The 16,280-nt window shown below is 68.0% G+C and carries 14 protein-coding genes; 9 read left to right on the forward strand and 5 right to left on the reverse strand.

Annotation, left to right across the window (positions count from 1 at the left end; translation table 11 throughout):
* The first annotated feature begins 72 nt into the window (after positions 1 to 72).
* Entirely contained in the window at positions 73 to 1,773 is a 1,701-nt protein-coding gene (locus tag QM841_RS21240) for a tyrosine-protein kinase domain-containing protein (protein WP_283333521.1), read from the forward strand.
* Here the strand turns inward: QM841_RS21240 and QM841_RS21245 are convergent.
* A complete protein-coding gene (locus tag QM841_RS21245) occupies positions 1,738 to 2,256 on the reverse strand; it encodes an arsenate reductase/protein-tyrosine-phosphatase family protein (RefSeq protein WP_283333470.1) in 519 nt (172 codons plus the stop codon). The genes QM841_RS21240 and QM841_RS21245 overlap by 36 nt on opposite strands.
* A gap of 105 nt (positions 2,257 to 2,361) precedes the next feature.
* On the opposite strand from QM841_RS21245, the gene QM841_RS21250 reads away from it, so the two are divergent.
* From QM841_RS21250 to QM841_RS21265, 4 genes are all read left to right on the forward strand, one after another.
* Positions 2,362 to 3,684 carry a UDP-glucose dehydrogenase family protein gene (locus tag QM841_RS21250; RefSeq protein WP_283333471.1) on the forward strand — a complete coding sequence of 441 codons (1,323 nt, stop codon included), beginning with the start codon at positions 2,362 to 2,364 and terminating at the stop codon, positions 3,682 to 3,684.
* A 117-nt stretch (positions 3,685 to 3,801) separates the two neighbouring features.
* Positions 3,802 to 4,767, forward strand: a complete 966-nt coding sequence (locus tag QM841_RS21255; RefSeq protein ID WP_283333472.1) for an esterase/lipase family protein — start codon at positions 3,802 to 3,804, stop codon at positions 4,765 to 4,767.
* 115 nt (positions 4,768 to 4,882) lie between these two features.
* Positions 4,883 to 6,301, forward strand: a complete 1,419-nt coding sequence (locus tag QM841_RS21260; protein ID WP_283333473.1) for a DUF7159 family protein — start codon at positions 4,883 to 4,885, stop codon at positions 6,299 to 6,301.
* A 50-nt stretch (positions 6,302 to 6,351) separates the two neighbouring features.
* The gene (locus tag QM841_RS21265; RefSeq protein WP_283333474.1) at positions 6,352 to 6,585 is read left to right on the forward strand and encodes a hypothetical protein; all 234 of its coding nucleotides are present in this window, start codon (positions 6,352 to 6,354) and stop codon (positions 6,583 to 6,585) included.
* 11 nt (positions 6,586 to 6,596) lie between these two features.
* On the opposite strand, the gene QM841_RS21270 is transcribed toward QM841_RS21265, so the two are convergent.
* Positions 6,597 to 7,892 carry a YibE/F family protein gene (locus QM841_RS21270; RefSeq protein ID WP_283333475.1) on the reverse strand — a complete coding sequence of 432 codons (1,296 nt, stop codon included), beginning with the start codon at positions 7,890 to 7,892 and terminating at the stop codon, positions 6,597 to 6,599.
* Positions 7,893 to 8,451: 559 nt separating this feature from the next.
* On the opposite strand from QM841_RS21270, the gene QM841_RS21275 reads away from it, so the two are divergent.
* Entirely contained in the window at positions 8,452 to 8,913 is a 462-nt protein-coding gene (locus QM841_RS21275; RefSeq protein ID WP_268791256.1) for a hypothetical protein, read from the forward strand.
* A 4-nt stretch (positions 8,914 to 8,917) separates the two neighbouring features.
* On the forward strand, positions 8,918 to 10,099 hold the full coding sequence (locus QM841_RS21280; RefSeq protein ID WP_283333476.1) for an MAB_1171c family putative transporter: 1,182 nt from the start codon (positions 8,918 to 8,920) through the stop codon (positions 10,097 to 10,099).
* Here the strand turns inward: QM841_RS21280 and QM841_RS21285 are convergent.
* The 3 genes from QM841_RS21285 to QM841_RS21295 are packed head-to-tail and all read right to left on the reverse strand — an operon-like array spanning position 10,090 to position 12,565.
* Complete coding sequence (locus tag QM841_RS21285; RefSeq protein WP_268791254.1) at positions 10,090 to 10,530, reverse strand: hypothetical protein; 441 nt, start codon at positions 10,528 to 10,530, stop codon at positions 10,090 to 10,092. The two genes, QM841_RS21280 and QM841_RS21285, sit on opposite strands and share 10 nt — an antisense overlap.
* Positions 10,527 to 11,246 (reverse strand): helix-turn-helix domain-containing protein, encoded by a 720-nt coding sequence (locus QM841_RS21290; RefSeq protein ID WP_280780826.1) that lies wholly within the window; start codon positions 11,244 to 11,246, stop codon positions 10,527 to 10,529. Before QM841_RS21290 ends, QM841_RS21285 begins: the two co-directional genes overlap by 4 nt.
* Before the next feature lie 56 nt (positions 11,247 to 11,302).
* Positions 11,303 to 12,565, reverse strand: coding sequence for a pyridoxal phosphate-dependent aminotransferase (locus QM841_RS21295; RefSeq protein ID WP_005238257.1), 1,263 nt, complete (start codon positions 12,563 to 12,565; stop codon positions 11,303 to 11,305).
* Positions 12,566 to 12,715: 150 nt separating this feature from the next.
* Here QM841_RS21295 and QM841_RS21300 point away from each other — a divergent pair, with 150 nt between their 5' ends.
* Positions 12,716 to 14,116, forward strand: coding sequence for a carotenoid oxygenase family protein (locus QM841_RS21300; protein ID WP_283333477.1), 1,401 nt, complete (start codon positions 12,716 to 12,718; stop codon positions 14,114 to 14,116).
* Between the two features lie 24 nt (positions 14,117 to 14,140).
* Entirely contained in the window at positions 14,141 to 16,090 is a 1,950-nt protein-coding gene (locus QM841_RS21305) for a S9 family peptidase (RefSeq protein WP_283333478.1), read from the forward strand.
* Positions 16,091 to 16,280 lie beyond the last annotated feature (190 nt).

Consider the following 16,280-nt stretch of genomic DNA (forward strand, 5'->3'; position numbering starts at 1 on the left):
TCGGGTCGAAACGAAGTTAATGACAGCACGATCACGCAAGCCCCGAGCGTGAAGTCGATGGGAGACTCGATAATGGAAATTCAGGACTACCTGCGGATACTGCAAGCACGATGGAAAATCATCGCCGTGACCACCGTGGTCGCTATTCTCGGCGCGCTGGGAGCATCACTGCTCACCACGCCGATGTACGAGGCGTCGACCCGCATGTTCGTCTCCACCTCGTCCGGGGCATCAGTCAACGAGATATACCAAGGCAACCTGTTCTCGCAGCAGCGAGTGACGTCTTACACCAAGCTGCTCACCGGTGAGAATCTCGCGCAGCGAACCATCGACAAGCTCGGCCTCGACATGACGGCGCCCGCACTCGCATCGCAAGTGAAGGCCAGCTCGGCACCGGACACGGTGCTGATCGACGTCAAGGTGCAGGATCCGTCGCCGGAACGCGCCCGCGACATCGCCAACGCCCTGTCCGACGAGTTCGTCGTCATGGCACGAGAATTGGAGACGCCCGAGCGTGGCGGCGCCCCGGCGGCGCGCGTCGTAGTCGAGCAGCAGGCTCAGACGCCGTCGGTGGCGGTCTCCCCGAAGACCGAACGGAACCTGGCGCTGGGTGCAGCGGTGGGCTTGCTGCTCGGCCTCGCGCTGGCAGTCCTACGTGATCGCCTCGACAACACGGTCAAGGACCGGCGCACCGTCGAGGAGCTGGCCGGATCCGCACTGATCGGCACCATCCCGTTCGACAAGGAGCGGCAGACGCAGCAGGCCATCAACTTCGCCGAAGGCAACTCCTCGAGCGCCGAGTCCTACCGCGAACTGCGCACCAACCTCCAGTTCCTCGAGGTCGACAACCCGCCGCGCGTCATCGTCGTCACCAGTTCGCTGCCCACCGAGGGTAAGACGACCACCGCCATCAACATCGCACTCGTGCTGGCGGAGGGCGGCCAGAACGTGTGCCTGGTCGAGGGCGACCTCCGTAAGCCGCGGGTGTCGAAGTACCTCGGTGTCGTCGGTTCCGTCGGCCTCAGCAGCGTCCTGGCAGGCAAGGCCGACCTCGACGCCGTGCTCCAGCCGACGCAGTACTCGGGTCTCACGGTCCTGGCGTCCGGACCGATCCCGCCGAACCCGAGTGAGCTCCTCGGAACGGAGACCGCCCGCCAGGTGCTGGCCGACCTGCGGGGGCGTTTCGACTACGTGATCGTCGACGCGTCACCGCTGCTGCCCGTCACTGACGCGACCGTGCTGACCGCGATGTCGGACGGCGCGCTGGTCATCGCGCGGCACGCCGAAACCAAACGGGATCAGCTGTCGCGGGCCGTAGGCAACCTGCACAGTGTGGGGGCAACCATCCTCGGAACGATCATCACGATGACGCCGAGCCGCGGACGGGGCGTCTACGAGTACAAGTACTACTACGAGACCGACAAGTCTCTGCCGCAGATGCAGCAGGCCGCCGTCGTGCAGCCTGCCGTGCAGCAGCAGCCCCCTCAGCATCAGGCACCTCAGCAGCCGCAGCCGGCCTCGTACGTTCGCGACGAGTACCCGTCGCAGCAGTACGGTCCGAACGGGGGAGATCCGCAGGAAGTGCCCGCCTATCAGGGCGCCCCGGCCTACCAGGGCGACCAGGGTCAGCAGTGGTACGGCGGTCCCGACCACTACGGCAACGAGCAGCAGGCGGGCGCACCGGTGCCTCCCACACCGCGACGCACCCGCCGCTACCGCGACGACCAGGAATCCTGGTCAGAGACGGACGCTCCGCGCGACCACACCCAGTAGATCGGCGATCTCGGACCCGATGGTGAGGAAGGTGTCCTCGTCCTGCCCCATCGGGTCCGGAACGTCCTCCGGGGTCTCGTCGGCCTTGTGTTTGGGACGTGCCGCAGCCAGGTCAGCCACCGACTTCGCATCCGCCGCCTCCGCGAGCCGAGCCGCCTCTCGGAGCGTGAACGTCTTCTTCAGCTGCTCCGGGGCCAGCGCCAGCACCTTCTCGCGCTGACGCTCGGTCATCGTCAACACCAGATCCGCGTCCGCCGCCAGATCGGCGGTGAGCATCCGCGCGGTGAAATCGCTCGGATTACCGCCGAGACCCTCGAGGACTTGCGCGGCCGTCGGTTCCATCGGGCGTCCGACCGCGGCGCGGGTACCTGCGCTTTCGGCAGTCAGATCGGTGATCCCGAGCTCCTCGGCGTATGCCACTGCGAGGCGCTCAGCCGTTGGGGAGCGACAGACGTTTCCGGTGCAGACGAAGAGAACATGCATGGGCGAAGCATAGGGTCTCGCCTCGCACCGTTCGTACACGCACTGTTGGCTTCGAACATCAGTCGGGTAAATATCGCGCTCACCTGCGCTGGTTATCAAGGGTGCATGCGCTGCACCGTGTTTGGAACCGGATACCTGGGAGCCACCCACGCCGCCTGCATGGCGGAACTGGGCCATGAGGTCCTGGGCGTCGACATCGATCCCGGAAAAGTGGCGAAACTCTCGTCCGGGGAGGTCCCGTTCTACGAGCCCGGGCTGGGGGAGGTTCTGCGCCGGAACATCGACGCCGGCCGACTGCACTTCACCACGTCGTACAGCGAGGCCGCCGAGTTCGCCGACCTCCACTTTCTCGGTGTCGGTACCCCGCAGAAGAAGGGGGAGTACGCCGCGGACCTGCGGCACGTGCACTCGGTGATCGACACCCTCGCCCCGCTGCTCGATCGTCCCGCCGTCATCGTCGGCAAGTCGACCGTTCCCGTCGGGACGGCGGCGGAGCTGGGTGCGCGGGCCCGGGCGCTTGCACCGGCGGGTGACGCCGTGGAGGTGGCGTGGAATCCGGAATTCCTGCGGGAGGGCTTCGCCGTCGAGGACACCCTGCACCCCGACCGGATGGTGCTGGGTGTGGACCGGCAACGCCCCGGACGCGCGGAGACCGAGTTGCGCGAACTGTATGCCCGCCTGCTCGGTGAGGACATTCCGTTCCTGGTCACCGACCTCGCCACCGCGGAACTGGTGAAGGTCTCGGCCAACGCGTTCCTCGCCACCAAGATCTCGTTCATCAACGCCATCTCCGAGGTGTGCGAGGCCACCGGCGCCGATGTCACCCAGCTTGCCGACGCCCTGGGATACGACGCGCGGATCGGCCGGCGATTCCTCAACGCCGGACTCGGCTTCGGCGGCGGCTGCCTGCCCAAGGACATCCGCGCGTTCATGGCGCGGGCGGGTGAGCTGGGCGCGAACCAGGCCCTGCACTTCCTCCGGGAGGTCGACAGCATCAACATGCGGCGCCGCACCCGGATGGTGGAGTTGGCGGCGCAGGTGTGCGGAGGTTCGCTGCTCGGCGCCAACGTCGCCGTGCTCGGCGCGGCCTTCAAACCCGAATCCGACGACGTCCGCGACTCGCCGGCACTCAACGTGGCGGGGATGATGCAGTTGCACGGGGCGGTGGTCAGCGTCTACGACCCGAAAGCCCTGGACAACTCGCGCAGACTGTTCCCGACGCTGAACTATGCGACGTCGGCGGTCGAGGCATGTGACAACGCCGACGCGGTGCTGCTGCTCACCGAGTGGGCGGAGTTCGCGGCCCTGAAACCGGAGGATCTGAACGATGTGGTCCGGGCCCGGGTGATGGTCGACGGCCGCAACTGTCTCGACGCCGCGGACTGGCGCACCGCAGGGTGGGTCTATCGAGGTCTCGGGAGGGGATAGCGCGCTCGGATAACGGTTTGTGACCTTGCGGCGACCTGCGATAACGGGTTGACGATCTCCGCGCCCGGGAACATCGTGGGCGGTAGCGTCAGCCTCAATCGCAACGGAGGGCTGGCGATGTCGAAGGCACGTCACGGATCCCGACTCGCATTCCTCGCTGCCGTTGTCAGTATCTGTGCGCTCGGGGTCGCCCCGGCTCAGGCGGCGGAAGTACCGACCCTGCCGGGGCCGGCGCAATCCGACGCCGGCGCGGCCATCTCGTACGCGAAGCACCATCCGCATTCGGCGCCGCCGGGAACCAACGATTTCTCGTGCCGCCCCGGTCCCGCGCACCCGCACCCGGTGATCCTCGTACACGGGAGCGACGGCAGTGCCTATTCGAACTGGGCCGGGTTGAGTCCGAAATTGAAGTCCGCCGGCTACTGCGTGTTCGCCCTGAACTACGGACGGAAACCGGGCACCGAACACTTCGGGATGCAGACGATGACCGAGGGAGCGGCCGAACTCGAGGTGTTCGTCGACGATGTCCTGGCCGTAACCGGAGCGGAAAAGGTCGACCTGGTCGGGCACTCGCAGGGCGCGACGGTGGCCCGGTACTACATCAACAGGCTCGGCGGGTCCTCGAAGGTGAACCGCTGGGTCGGTCTCGCGTCACCGTCCTACGGTGGAACGTTCTTCGGGATCGCGACGGCTCTGCAGACGCTGCCCGGTGGCAACGAGTTGATAGTGGGGATCGGTTCGGAGGCCCTCGCCGAGCAGGTGCAGGGATCGCCGTTCCTCACCGCGCTCAACGCCGGCGGCGACACCGTCCCCGGCGTCGAATACACCACGATCGGGACGCGGTACGACGAGGTGATCCAGCCGTACACCAACGTTGCGCTGCACGATCCCGGTGCCACCAACATCCTCGTCCAGGACCTGTGCCCGCTCGATCAGACCGGACATTTCAACCTGCCCTACGACCCGTTCTCGCAGCAATTGGTTCTCAACACGCTTGATCCTGCACACGCGATCGTGCCGCCGTGCACGTTCGTGCCGCTGGGCACGGGCATCGCGGGAGTGATCATCGCGAGCAACTTCTGAGTTGCCTCTCGCCGAACGGTTGCTCGGTTGCTCCGTCGGACCGCTTCGCTAGACTGCGGGCCATGGAGTGGGGGGATTCCGGATCGAACCCGTGCACAGTCGAGTTAGGCGGCCCATGAGTTCGGTTCTAGGTGTGTCGGTCGGTGCGAGCGCGGTGCGCTTGGCACGACCCGACTCCGTGAACCGTGACGACGCCGGGAGCCGGCACGTCCCCGATTTCCGGGCCCAGGTCGTCGCCGCAGGGCGGGACCTGCCGGAGGAACTCGCCGCCGAATCGATCGGCGTCGTCCTCGCCGGGGCACCCGACGCCGGGCAGGTCCGCGCCACCGGGGTCGCCTACCGCGACGAAGCGCAGGCAGGCGCCGTCCAGGCGGCGATGGCCCGGCAGCAACTCGCCAACTACCAACTCGTCACCGAAGCCTCGGCGGCACTGAAGTTCCTCGACGTCTCCGGCGCCCTCGGCGACAATGCGACGCTCGTGTTCTACGACCTGGGTAGCTCCGGGCTCACCGTGAGCGTCGTCGACCGGGCGACGGGGGAGGTGGTGGAGACGGTCCGCACCGACACGGTGAGCGGAGACGTCTTCGACCGGCTGATCCGCGACAACCAGTTGGAGAACAAGCGGATCGAGGAGCCCGGCGACGCGGCCGCCGGCCTCGCGCTCGACCTCCGCTGTCGTGAGGCGAAGGAGCGGCTGTCCACCGGCGGCGCCGTCGCGGTGCCCGGTGACGGCGGGCTGCTGTTGCTGTCCCGCGACGTCTTCGACGCGCTGATCGGTGTCACCGTCGAATCCTCGGCACGCCTCGCCCGCGACGTCGTCACGAGGTCGGGACGAACCGCCGACGCCGTGGTGCTCATCGGCGGCGGTGCCCGCATTCCGCTCGTCCGGTCGGTGCTGCAGTCGTGGCTCGGGTTGCCGGTCGTGGTTCCCGATCACCCCGAACTCGTTGCGGCACAGGGTGCTGCGCTGCTCGCCCAGCAGGTGGTGCAGCCACCCGCCGAGGTCGCCAGGGTCCTCCCGCCGCCATACACGCCGCAGTCCGCACCGGACGCAGTCGTATCCACCTACCAGGCGCCGAGCGCGACCGTCGCACGAACCGGTGCGCCGTCGAGTACTCCGTCTTGGCTGAGCGCCGCGGCGCCGCCGCCGAGTCAGCAGGTGGCCAAGCCCCAGATCCGGGGGGCCGCGCTGGCGGGCAGCGCTCTCGCCGTGGTCGCGGTGATCGGTCTCGGGCTCGGGTACGGCAAGAACCTGCTGGCCCGCACCGAGGGCTCGTCTCAGCCGGTGACCACGCAACTCACCCCCGAGTCGCCGGTCATGACCGAGGTGGCCACGCCGTCGCCGACGACGCTCCCGCCCCCTCCGGCGTCCGAGGCCGTCGAAGCGCCGATCCAGACGGCGTCGCAGATCCGGATTCCCGAGCCGGCGCCCGCGCCGCCGCCCCCACCGCCTGTGCCGTTGTTCCCCGGTCTGCCGCAGATCCAGTTGCCGCCGCTCCAACTGCCCGAACTTCCCAGGTTCCCCGGAACGTAGTCGCCGCCGTTCTCCGGGCCTACGATGGGAATGGTTCCGGCGTAGAGAGGATGTGTGCAGTGACTGCAAATCCGGCGGAGTTCCACAGCACTCCCAACGTTCCCAGGTCCTCGGCGGCCTCGCCGGCAGACACGCGCCGGCTCGTCGCCTACTCCAAGCCGATCCTGAAGATGTTCCCGCCCACCAGCGAGCATGCGGCCAAAGTGACGATGCTGACCGTCTACGCGCTGATGATCATCGCCATCATCTTCATCGTCCTCCGGGAGTTCGGCGTCTTCAGCTAGCGGACGCCGCGCTACTTGGAGTGGCGGCCACCGCGTGACGGCTTGATCGCGGGCACCCTGTCGGAGGGACCCGCGCCGATCGGACGTGCCAACATCACCGCGATCGCGGTGGTCAGCGGAACCGACAGTGCCAGGGCGATGCCACCGACCGCCGAACGCACGATCTCGATGGCCACGGCATCACTGAGCAGCACGTCCTGGATCGACCGCCCCGCCACACTGAACAGCAACAGCAACGGCAACGCCCCGCCGGCGTACGCGAGGACGAGGGTGTAGACGGTGCTGGCGATGTGATCGCGACCGACGCGCATCGCCGAACCGAAGATCTGCCGCCGGGACGCGTCGCGGTCCAGCGACGCCAGTTCGAACGCCGACGCCGCCTGCGTGATGGTGACGTCGTTGAGCACACCCAGCGAGCCGATGATGAAGCCGGCCAGCAGGAGTCCGGTGATGCTGACGTGCTGTATGTACGTCTGGACGTTGGTGTTCTGCTCCTCGGAAAGCCCAGTGAGACGAGTCATCTCGATGGTGGCGTAGGAGAGGATCGCCGCCACCAGCATCGACGCGAGAGTGCCCAGCAACGCCGAACTCGTTCGCAGGGAGACACCGTGCGCGAGATACAGCACGGCATACAGGATCACGGCGCCGGAGACGAGGGCCACCGGGATCGCGGGTTGTCCGTCCAGCAGGGCCGGGAGCGTGAACAGGACGAGCACGCCGAACGAGACGACGATGCCGACGAGTGCCCGGAATCCGCGCCACCGCGCGACCGCGATCACGACGACGGCGAACGCGAGGGCAATGAGGGTCACGGGCAGGCCGCGGGCATAGTCCTCGAACGAATACTCCGTGGTGCCGTTCACATCCGTCTGACGGGACAGCCGGATTTTCTCGCCCACCCGGAGGTCGGGCTGCCCGGGGCCGGGAATGATTTCGAGGAGCGTCTGGGTGCCTGTGTTGGGACCGGACTCGATGTCGACGATGCTGCGCTGGCATTCGTACGCGCCCGCGGGCGGCGGCAGCGGGGTGCCGGTGAAGACGCGTCCGGCCGACGGACTTCCGCAGTCGCCGATGTTCTGCATCGTGACCGTGCCCGACTCCGTGACGACCGCACCGCCCTGGGCGCTCTGGAAGGGTTGTTCGACGTCGACGCCCGGCTTGCCGGGCCACAACGCGATGACGCCGATGAGCACCGCGACGCCGATGGCGACGAGGAGTCCGACGACCACCTTGGCGGCCACGGGCCCCATCGGGGCCGGTCCGTCGCTGTGGCCGTGGCCATGTCCGTGTCCGTGGAATTCGCTCATCGGCCGCATCGCGTCGGCTGCTGGGGGGATTGTCTCGGCACGCACGACAGGGTAGTCGGACGGTGACCGGAGACGCTGTGACGGAAGTGGCGTGCGATGCCAGTGTTGCCACGCTGTCCGGCTCGTATTGCTCTCGTGTCGCTTATATGTCGCCGGTGTGATTAGATATCGAAGCATGGCACGCAGCAGCTAATCTGCAGCGAACGCCGAACTCCACGCAGGGTGGTCCGGAACTCCGAACGAGGGGTGTGTTCCGCGGACGCAGAGCCGCTGCGTGGAGAGATTTGCCGAGCTGGGTGGCGGGGTACAGGGGGGTTGACCCCGCCACCAACCTGGCGCCCACAGGGGGGGGAGGGGCGACAGGTGCTCGAGGCACTCGAGGTGCCGGTTGCCAATCTACCGACACGGTAGGGGTATTCGTCAACCGGGCAGGTGAAATCGCCCACATGTCGTGACCTCGTGCCCCGACGGCCTAGGATTATGGCCGTTCGGAGGTGTTCCAGTGCGAATCTCGCGGCAGTCGCGATCCAGCAACCATCTTCGCCGGACCGTGGCGGAGATGGGTATTCCCGTGCCCTGGAACAGGGATCAGCTCGTCGCCGGCGTCGCAGCCCGTCGTGGGCGCCCGATTCACCTGGTCCCCGTCTCGCACGCCCTGGTCCAGGGCGGTCATTCAGGACTCTGGCTCGCACGGGCCGAGGACGACCTGATCCTGTACGCAGCGGGGACATCGGACGTGCACGCCACCCACATCATCTGCCACGAACTGGCGCACATGGAGCTCGGCCACGACCGCGACACGATCGGGGACACCTCCGTCGACTCGACGGTGTTGTCGGCGGCAGCGCCGACGGTCGACACCGCGCGCGTGGTCCACATGCTCGGCCGGTCCAACTATTCGAACGACCAGGAATACGAGGCGGAGCTTCTCGCCACCCTGATCATGGCGGGTCGTCGAGCAGGGACGAGCGACGACACCGTCGGTGACGCACGGGTGTCGCGGATGCTCGGAACGTTCTGACGCCGTGTACGAACCGCCCACCTATGTGAGCTGGCCGCTCCTCGCCGTCGTCTGGGGAACGACTCTCCTGCGCCTGGTTCTCGTCCGGTCGACGGTCGCCGAACGCCGGATGAACGCCGCCCTCGTCTTCGCGTCCCTCTCCCTGGTCCTGCAGCGATCACTGGCACAGACCTGGCTCGACCGCTGGTTCGGGTACGGGTTCGCGAACACCCTCAGCAACGTCTGCATCATCCTGACCGCGGCGTCGCTGATCAGCCTGTTCTCCGCGTGGGCGCTCGGCCCGGCGCGCCTTCCCCGCATCCACGTCGTCTCGCTGTCGATGTGTGCCGTCGCGGGAGCGATCCTCGTCGGCCTGAGCACACCGGCGCGATCGCGCGGCGTCGCCATCGCCGACGAGGGTGGCTGGCCCTTCGCGGCGTACTGCATCACCTACGCGGTTCCGATCCTGTCCGTCGCCCTGCTCAACCTCTGGATCTCGCTGAAGGCCGTGCGCACCGCGACACCCGGACGCGAGCGCCGGGTGTTTCTCGCGGTCATCGCCCTGTCGTTGTTCGAGGTGTTCGACATGGGGGTCGTCGTGACGACCGGCGTGGTCAACGCGGTCAGCGAAGACAACGCCCTGACCGAATCGCACAGCGACTCGGGGGCGTTCATCCGCCTGCTCGTCGTGTCGGCGGGCGCGCTCATCTCGGTCGGACCGGTGGCGCGGGTGCTCGGTCACCGGCGGCGGTCGCGGCAGGTGGCCCGGCGTCTGCAACCGATGTGGCGGACCCTGACCGCCGCTGCGCCCGAAGTGGTCCTGGAACTGCGACCGGCGGATCGCCGGGCACTGTCGGCCCGTAGCCGCCTGGACCGCATGAGCGTCGAGATTCGCGACGCGATCATGATCCTCGACCGGCACGTGGTGTTCGAACTCGGCGGGCATACCGGCGCCGCACCACCCGTGGTCACGGCGACGCGGCTGCACCTCGCGTGCCTGGCCCGCAGGGCCGGTCACCGGGCGCACGGCACGGGCGGGACGGCCCACCTGTTCACGACCGACGTCGGCGGCGAACCGTGGGAGTTGGCCCGGCTGGCCGATCACTGGCGGGACGCCGAGCACGTGGCGGCCGAACTGTGGGCGCGTCGCCTCCCTCAGTTCGGCGGCCCCGCCGACCCGTCGGCGCGCGTCCCCGCTCAGGTCTGACGGCGGTCCGGCGTCGCGACCGGCAGCGGTCCGCGACTCCGCCGCAGATTCTCCAGAAGGGGAATCAGCGATTCCATCTCCGCGGTCGTCGGCTCCGCGGACGCATCGAGCGATCGCATCGACAGGTGCCGGACGCCGGCCTCGCGGACCGCGATCTTGAAACGGACCAGCGTGTCGTAGTCGTGGTAGCCGTCGGCGGCGAGGTACTGCTCGGGGGCGTGGAAGTGCTGCGCGACCGCCCGCAGGACGTCGGGCTCGGGCGCGTGATGATCGTTGCTGCGCAGGGACTCGATCTCGGACGGCTCGACGGGCCGGCCGAGTATCCGCGACACACCTGCGGCGACGGTGTCTTCGCCCGGTTCGGGACCGTCGAGGTCGTGGGCCAGCGAGAAGAGGCGGTTGACCCGCACCGACAGTGGCACGCCGTTCATGCGTTCACCTCCGCGTCTCCGCTGCGTTCGGGATCCTCGGTAGCCACGAGTTTCACCGCGTCCTCCCATCGCCGCCAGAAGCGTTCCCGGGTGGCGGCGTCGAGGCCGTCTCCCCGGCCGTAGAGGAAGCGGCGATACCGTGCTTCCTCCAGTTCACGCGGGTCGGTGACCGTGGACGGTTCCTCCAGCAGGTGGCCGAATGCGAATTCGACCAGCGGCTGGCGCGGCCCGGCGGGTCCTCCGTTGACTTCCAGCAACCGCGTCACGTACGCGCCGGTGATCTTCGAGACAACCCGGCTCAGTTCCCCCGCTGCCTCGACCAGCCCCGGAACGTCGGGATGCGCCGCGCTCAGCTTGGTGATCTGGGTATGCGGCCCCAGGATCTCGATGATCGTGTCCAGATCCAGCGGAATCTCCGACGGCCCGAGCGTCAGCGGGCGCGCGGTCGGCGACCGGTCCTCCCCGTCGAGCGCCTCGAGCGGGGTCGGATGACCGCCGTCGAGGGTGCGAGCCGCGCTGCCCGGAGCCCAGCGGAGCGCGACGTCCAGTTTGCGGAGGGTCTCGATGCTCGGATCCGGGCCGGTCCCGTTCTCGGCACGCGTCTGAGCTGCGTCGGACGGGCCACCCGCGGCCGTGACCTCGTCCTGTGTGAGGTTCAGCAAACGCCGTCGCCGGTGGACGAATTGTCCGAAACGCGCGCGGGTGCTGGTGACCATGCTTTTCCCCCAGGAGACACGCAAGCGACGCGCGTGTCGCTTGCTGTGTCTCGATCCTACTGCTTGTAGCTGGTGAGGAAATTTCCGAACCGCTCGATGGCGACAGCGAGATCACGCGCCCACGGCAACGTCACGATGCGGAGATGGTCGTGGTCCGGCCAGTTGAAGCCGGTGCCCTGCACCATCAGGATCTTCTCCTGCAGCAGAAGGTCCTGGACCAGTTTCTCGTCGTCGTAGATCTCGTACACGTTCGGGTCGAGGCGCGGGAATGCGTACAGCGCGCCCTTCGGCTTCACGCAGGAGACACCGGGAATCATGTTGAGGCGTTCCCAGGCCACATCGCGCTGCTCGAGCAGTCGCCCACCCGGCAGAATCAGGTCTTCGATGCTCTGGTGCCCACCGAGCGCCACCTGGATGGCGTGCTGACCGGGCACGTTCGGGCACAGACGCGTCGACGCGAGCAGGTCGAGTCCCTCGAGGAAACCCGCGGCGTGTTCCTTCGGGCCCGTGATGGCCACCCAACCGGACCGGTAGCCGGCGACGCGGTACGCCTTCGACAGGCCGTTGAACGTCAGGCACAGCAGGTCCGGGGCCAGCGTGGCGAGTGAGATGTGCTTGGCGTCGTCGTAGAGGATCTTGTCGTAGATTTCGTCCGCGAGAAGCAGCAGCTGATGCTTGCGCGCCAGGTCGACGAGCTGCTGCAGCACCTCCATCGAGTACACCGCACCCGTCGGATTGTTCGGGTTGATGACCAGCAACGCCTTGGTCTTGTCGGTGATCTTCGACTCGATGTCCGCGATGTCGGGGTTCCAGTCGTTGCCCTCGTCGCACAGGTAGTGCACGGGGGTGCCGCCGGCCAGGCTCGTCATGGCCGTCCACAGCGGGTAGTCCGGTGCCGGGATCAGCACCTCGTCGCCGTTGTCGAGGAGCGCCTGCATCGTCATCGTGATGAGCTCGGACACACCGTTACCCAGGTAGATGTCGTCGACGTCGAGTTCGGGGAATCCGGCGACCAGCTCGTAGCGGGTGACGATCGCGCGCCGTGCCGACAGGATGCCCTTGGACTCGGAGTACCCCTGCGCGTACGGGAGCGCGGCGATCATGTCGCGCATGATCACGTCCGGCGCGTCGAAACCGAACGGCGCGGGGTTGCCGATGTTGAGCTTGAGGATCCGGTGGCCCTCCGCCTCCAGCCGGGCGGCGTGGGCATGTACCGGTCCACGAATCTCGTAGAGCACGTTCTGAAGCTTGGTGGACTGCTCCAGCTTGCGGTGCGGCATGCGGTGATGGCCGTGGTCTGGGTTGCTCACGAGCGTCATTCTCCCACTCCCGGGCAACCCGATTTCTACTGGTGGGTATCAGACCGCCGTCGCGTCGTCGAAACACCCCGCCCGCGCAGGTGCCCGTCGTACCCTCGAGAGGGGGTCGGATCCGTCTCGCATTCACCGCGCCCGGAGGGAATGACGCACATGTCAGCACCGGTATCCCGTCGCCCCGGACCCGTCGACATCGCCCACCACAGCCATCTCGTCGGGGTGTTCGCGCCGCAACGGGAGGAGGTGGACGTCCGGGGTCTCGAGGTGATCGGCGAGCTGCCCGCCGATCTTCACGGCGCCTATCTGCGCAACGGTCCCAACCCGCGGTTCGACCCGATCGGCACGTACGTCTACCCGCTCGACGGCGACGGCATGGTCCACCGAATCGAACTGGCCGACGGCACGGCCCGGTACACCAACCGCTTCGTCCGAACCCCGATGGTGCAGGCGGAGGAGAAGGCCGGGCACGTCATCTGGCCCGGGGTCACCGACCTCTACACGCCGTCGGAGGAGGAAGTGGGGCCCGAACTGACGGGCACGTCACGCGAGTTGCCCGACATCAACATCGTCCGGCACGGCGGACGGCTGCTCGCGATGGCCGAGACCACGCTGCCGTTCCGCCTCGACCCCGCCGACCTGAGCACGCTGGGGCGGGAGAACTGTGACGGCGCCATGAGTGTGGGGAGCACCGCGCACCCCAAGATCGACCCGGTCACCGGACAGATGGTGCTGTTCAACTACATGCTGGAGGCCCCGTACCTGACGTGGTCGGTGGTCAACCCCGACGGCTCGGTCGCGCGGACACCGACGACGGTCGAGGGCGCGGAGACGCCGCTGATGATCCATGACATGGCACTCACCGAGCGCTACATCGTTCTGATGCTGTGCCCGCTGGTCTTCGACATCGCCGCCGTGCTGACCGGCGGGTCCGTGCTGGACTGGCGGCCCGAGGACGGCACGAGGATCGCGCTGGTGCCCCGCGACGGCGGGCCGGTCCGGTGGACGACGCACGACGCCTATTGGGTGTGGCATTTCGCGAACGCCTTCGATCTGCCGGACGGCAGGGTGAGCGTCGACTACGTGGAGTGGACGTATCCCGGTGGGTTCGCGAAGGCCCCGTCGCCGTCGCTCGGCTCCTTGGTTCGCGCCGTCGTCGACCCCGACAGCGGACGGGTGACGCGAGAGGTGGTGTGCGACCGCGACGTCGAGTTCCCGCGGGTGGACGACCGCGAGCTGACCCGAGGGCACCGCACTGTGGCGACCGTCGGCAAACTCGACCGCAGCCAGGGACGGCAGGATTCGCTGTGGTTCTTCGACACGGCCTGCGGCACCGAGGCGCACTGGGATCCGGGGAGCGTGTCGGTGGGTGAGCCGATCTTCATGCCCGGCGCCGAGCACGAGTACTGGGGAATGATCGGGACCGACCGACGCGACATGTCGTCCTGGTTCTTCGTGCTGCCCGCCGACGACCCCGGGGCGGGGCCGATCGGGAAGGTGCGGCTGCCGATCCGGGTTCCGGCGGGCCTTCACGGCGCGTGGCTGCCCGCGGAGTAGGGGACGGCGGAATATCCTCGGCGGATGACCTCTGCGCCGTACGGTTCCTGGCCCTCTCCGATCGCGGCGGCGGATCTCGCCTCCAGCGGCCACCCCGTCGAGGGCGGCCGGTACGTGGGTGACGACGTGTGGTGGTCGGAACTGCGGCCCAGCGAAGGTGGGCGGGTCGCGGTGCGGCGCCTCGGTCTGGACGACGAACCGGAAGATGTCCTGCCGGCACCGTGGAACGCCCGCACCAGGGTTCACGAGTACGGCGGCGGCGCCTGGACCGTCACCGACGCCGGCCGCCTGGTGTTCGCCGAGTTCAGCGATCAGCGTCTGTACCTGCTCGAAGGCGGGACCCCGGTGCCGCTGACGCCGGAGCCGCCGCAGCCCTGCTCGCTGCGGTACGGCGACCTGTCGGTGGTCGACGGCGAGGTGTGGGCAGTCCGCGAGAGTCACGACACGGACGGCCGCGTCTCCCGCGACATCTGCGTGATTCCGCTGGACGGGTCGGCGGCGAACGATCCGCACCGGGTGCGGTCCGTCGTCGCCGGCTCGGACTTCCTGGCCAATCCGCGGCTGTCCCCGGATCGCAGGCACCTCGCCTGGATCGCGTGGGATCACCCGCAGATGCCGTGGGACGGCACCGAGCTCAGGGTCGTGGCGGTCGAGGGCGGCCGCGTGACCGGGAAGGTACGGACACTTCTCGGCGGTCCCGAGGAATCGGTGCTGCAACCGGAATGGGTCGGGCCCACCGACCTGTATACGATCAGCGACCGCAGCGGTTGGTGGAATCTCTACCGGGTCGGCATCGACGATCCCGACCCGGTCGCGTTGTGCCCGATGGACGCCGACTTCGGCGGCGCGCTGTGGATGCTCGGCGGCCGGTGGCACACCCGCCGCGACGACGGCACGCTCCTGACCGTGCGGACGTTCGGCACCGACACCCTCGCCGTCCTCGATCCCGCGACGGGTTCGCTCGTGGACATCCCGCTGGACGGCCTCACCAGCGTCGGCCTCGGGGACCGCAACGGCAACCGGATCCTGCTGCTGACCGGCGGCGCCCAGACCCCGTCGGGCCTGCGCGAACTCGACCTCGACACCGGTGCACTCCGCACCGTCCGGCTGTCGGTCACCGAACTTCCCGAGGCGGCATATCTGCCCGAGGCCCGGCAGCTGACGTTCCAGGGCGACGAACGTGAAGTCCACGTGATCGCCTACCCGCCGCGTCACCCGCGGTACCGGGGCGAGGACGGGGAGTTGCCGCCGTATGTGGCGTTCGTGCACGGCGGACCGACGTCGCGGGTCGCGCCGTCGCTGAATCCGGTGTTCGCGTTCTTCACCAGCCGCGGCATCGGCGTCGTCGACGTGAACTACGGCGGGTCCACGGGATACGGGCGCGAGTACCGCAACCGGTTGCGGGGACAGTGGGGGGTCGTCGACGTCGAGGACGTGGTCACGGCGGTGACCGGCCTCGCCGAGGCGGGCATGGCGGACCCCGGCCGGCTCGCGATCGAGGGCGGATCCGCCGGCGGGTGGACCGTGCTCGCGGCGCTGACCACGTCGGACGTGTTCGCGTGCGGTGCGTCCTACTTCGGGGTGGCCGAACTCGACGGGTTCGTGAAGGAGACACACGATTTCGAGTCCCGGTACATCGACGGCCTGATCGGCCCGCTGCCCGAGGCGGCCGACCTCTACGCCGAGCGTGCACCGCTGAACAACGTTGCCGGACTGAACTGCCCGGTTCTGCTCCTGCAGGGGCTCGACGATCCGATCGTGCCGCCGTCGCAGGCGGAACGGTTCCGGGATGCGCTCGTGGAGAAGGGCATCCCGCACGCCTACCTCGAGTACGAGGGGGAGTCGCACGGATTCCGGAAGCTGGCCACCCTGATCAGCTCGCGTAACGCCGAACTGTCCTTCTACGGACAGGTACTGGGATTCGAGCCACCGGACATTCCGCGACTCGAACTCTGGCGACCGCCCAACGGCTGACCGTCCACCCGGAATCCAAACGGTGTGATGCACAAAACAAACCATTTGTTGTGCTCTTCTCTGATCGCCGAGATTTAGAGACCGCGCGGTATCAACGGAGCGAGGTCTCGCGTCGGCGGCTGGGCCGCGAGTAGCGTCGGAAAGAGGAGTCGATAACCGCAGCTGAGTGAAATGGGTGTTCCCCTTCGCG

It is taken from the genome of Rhodococcus sp. IEGM 1307, from assembly GCF_030056915.1.
GTDB classification, from domain to species: Bacteria; Actinomycetota; Actinomycetes; order Mycobacteriales; family Mycobacteriaceae; genus Rhodococcus_F; species Rhodococcus_F opacus_D.

Excerpts from the sequence above, each read along its gene's own strand:
- QM841_RS21290 (WP_280780826.1), bottom strand. The coding sequence starts at position 11,246 with ATGGTCACCAGCACCCGCGCGCGTTTCGGACAATTCGTCCACCGGCGA.
- QM841_RS21245 (WP_283333470.1), bottom strand. The coding sequence starts at position 2,256 with ATGCATGTTCTCTTCGTCTGCACCGGAAACGTCTGTCGCTCCCCAACG.
- QM841_RS21240 (WP_283333521.1), top strand. The coding sequence starts at position 73 with ATGGAAATTCAGGACTACCTGCGGATACTGCAAGCACGATGGAAAATC.
- QM841_RS21270 (WP_283333475.1), bottom strand. The coding sequence starts at position 7,892 with ATGAGCGAATTCCACGGACACGGACATGGCCACGGCCACAGCGACGGA.
- QM841_RS21305 (WP_283333478.1), top strand. The coding sequence starts at position 14,141 with ATGACCTCTGCGCCGTACGGTTCCTGGCCCTCTCCGATCGCGGCGGCG.
- QM841_RS21265 (WP_283333474.1), top strand. The coding sequence starts at position 6,352 with ATGTGTGCAGTGACTGCAAATCCGGCGGAGTTCCACAGCACTCCCAAC.
- QM841_RS21250 (WP_283333471.1), top strand. The coding sequence starts at position 2,362 with ATGCGCTGCACCGTGTTTGGAACCGGATACCTGGGAGCCACCCACGCC.
- QM841_RS21295 (WP_005238257.1), bottom strand. The coding sequence starts at position 12,565 with ATGACGCTCGTGAGCAACCCAGACCACGGCCATCACCGCATGCCGCAC.
- QM841_RS21300 (WP_283333477.1), top strand. The coding sequence starts at position 12,716 with ATGTCAGCACCGGTATCCCGTCGCCCCGGACCCGTCGACATCGCCCAC.
- QM841_RS21275 (WP_268791256.1), top strand. The coding sequence starts at position 8,452 with ATGGGTATTCCCGTGCCCTGGAACAGGGATCAGCTCGTCGCCGGCGTC.
- QM841_RS21285 (WP_268791254.1), bottom strand. The coding sequence starts at position 10,530 with ATGAACGGCGTGCCACTGTCGGTGCGGGTCAACCGCCTCTTCTCGCTG.
- QM841_RS21260 (WP_283333473.1), top strand. The coding sequence starts at position 4,883 with ATGAGTTCGGTTCTAGGTGTGTCGGTCGGTGCGAGCGCGGTGCGCTTG.
- QM841_RS21255 (WP_283333472.1), top strand. The coding sequence starts at position 3,802 with ATGTCGAAGGCACGTCACGGATCCCGACTCGCATTCCTCGCTGCCGTT.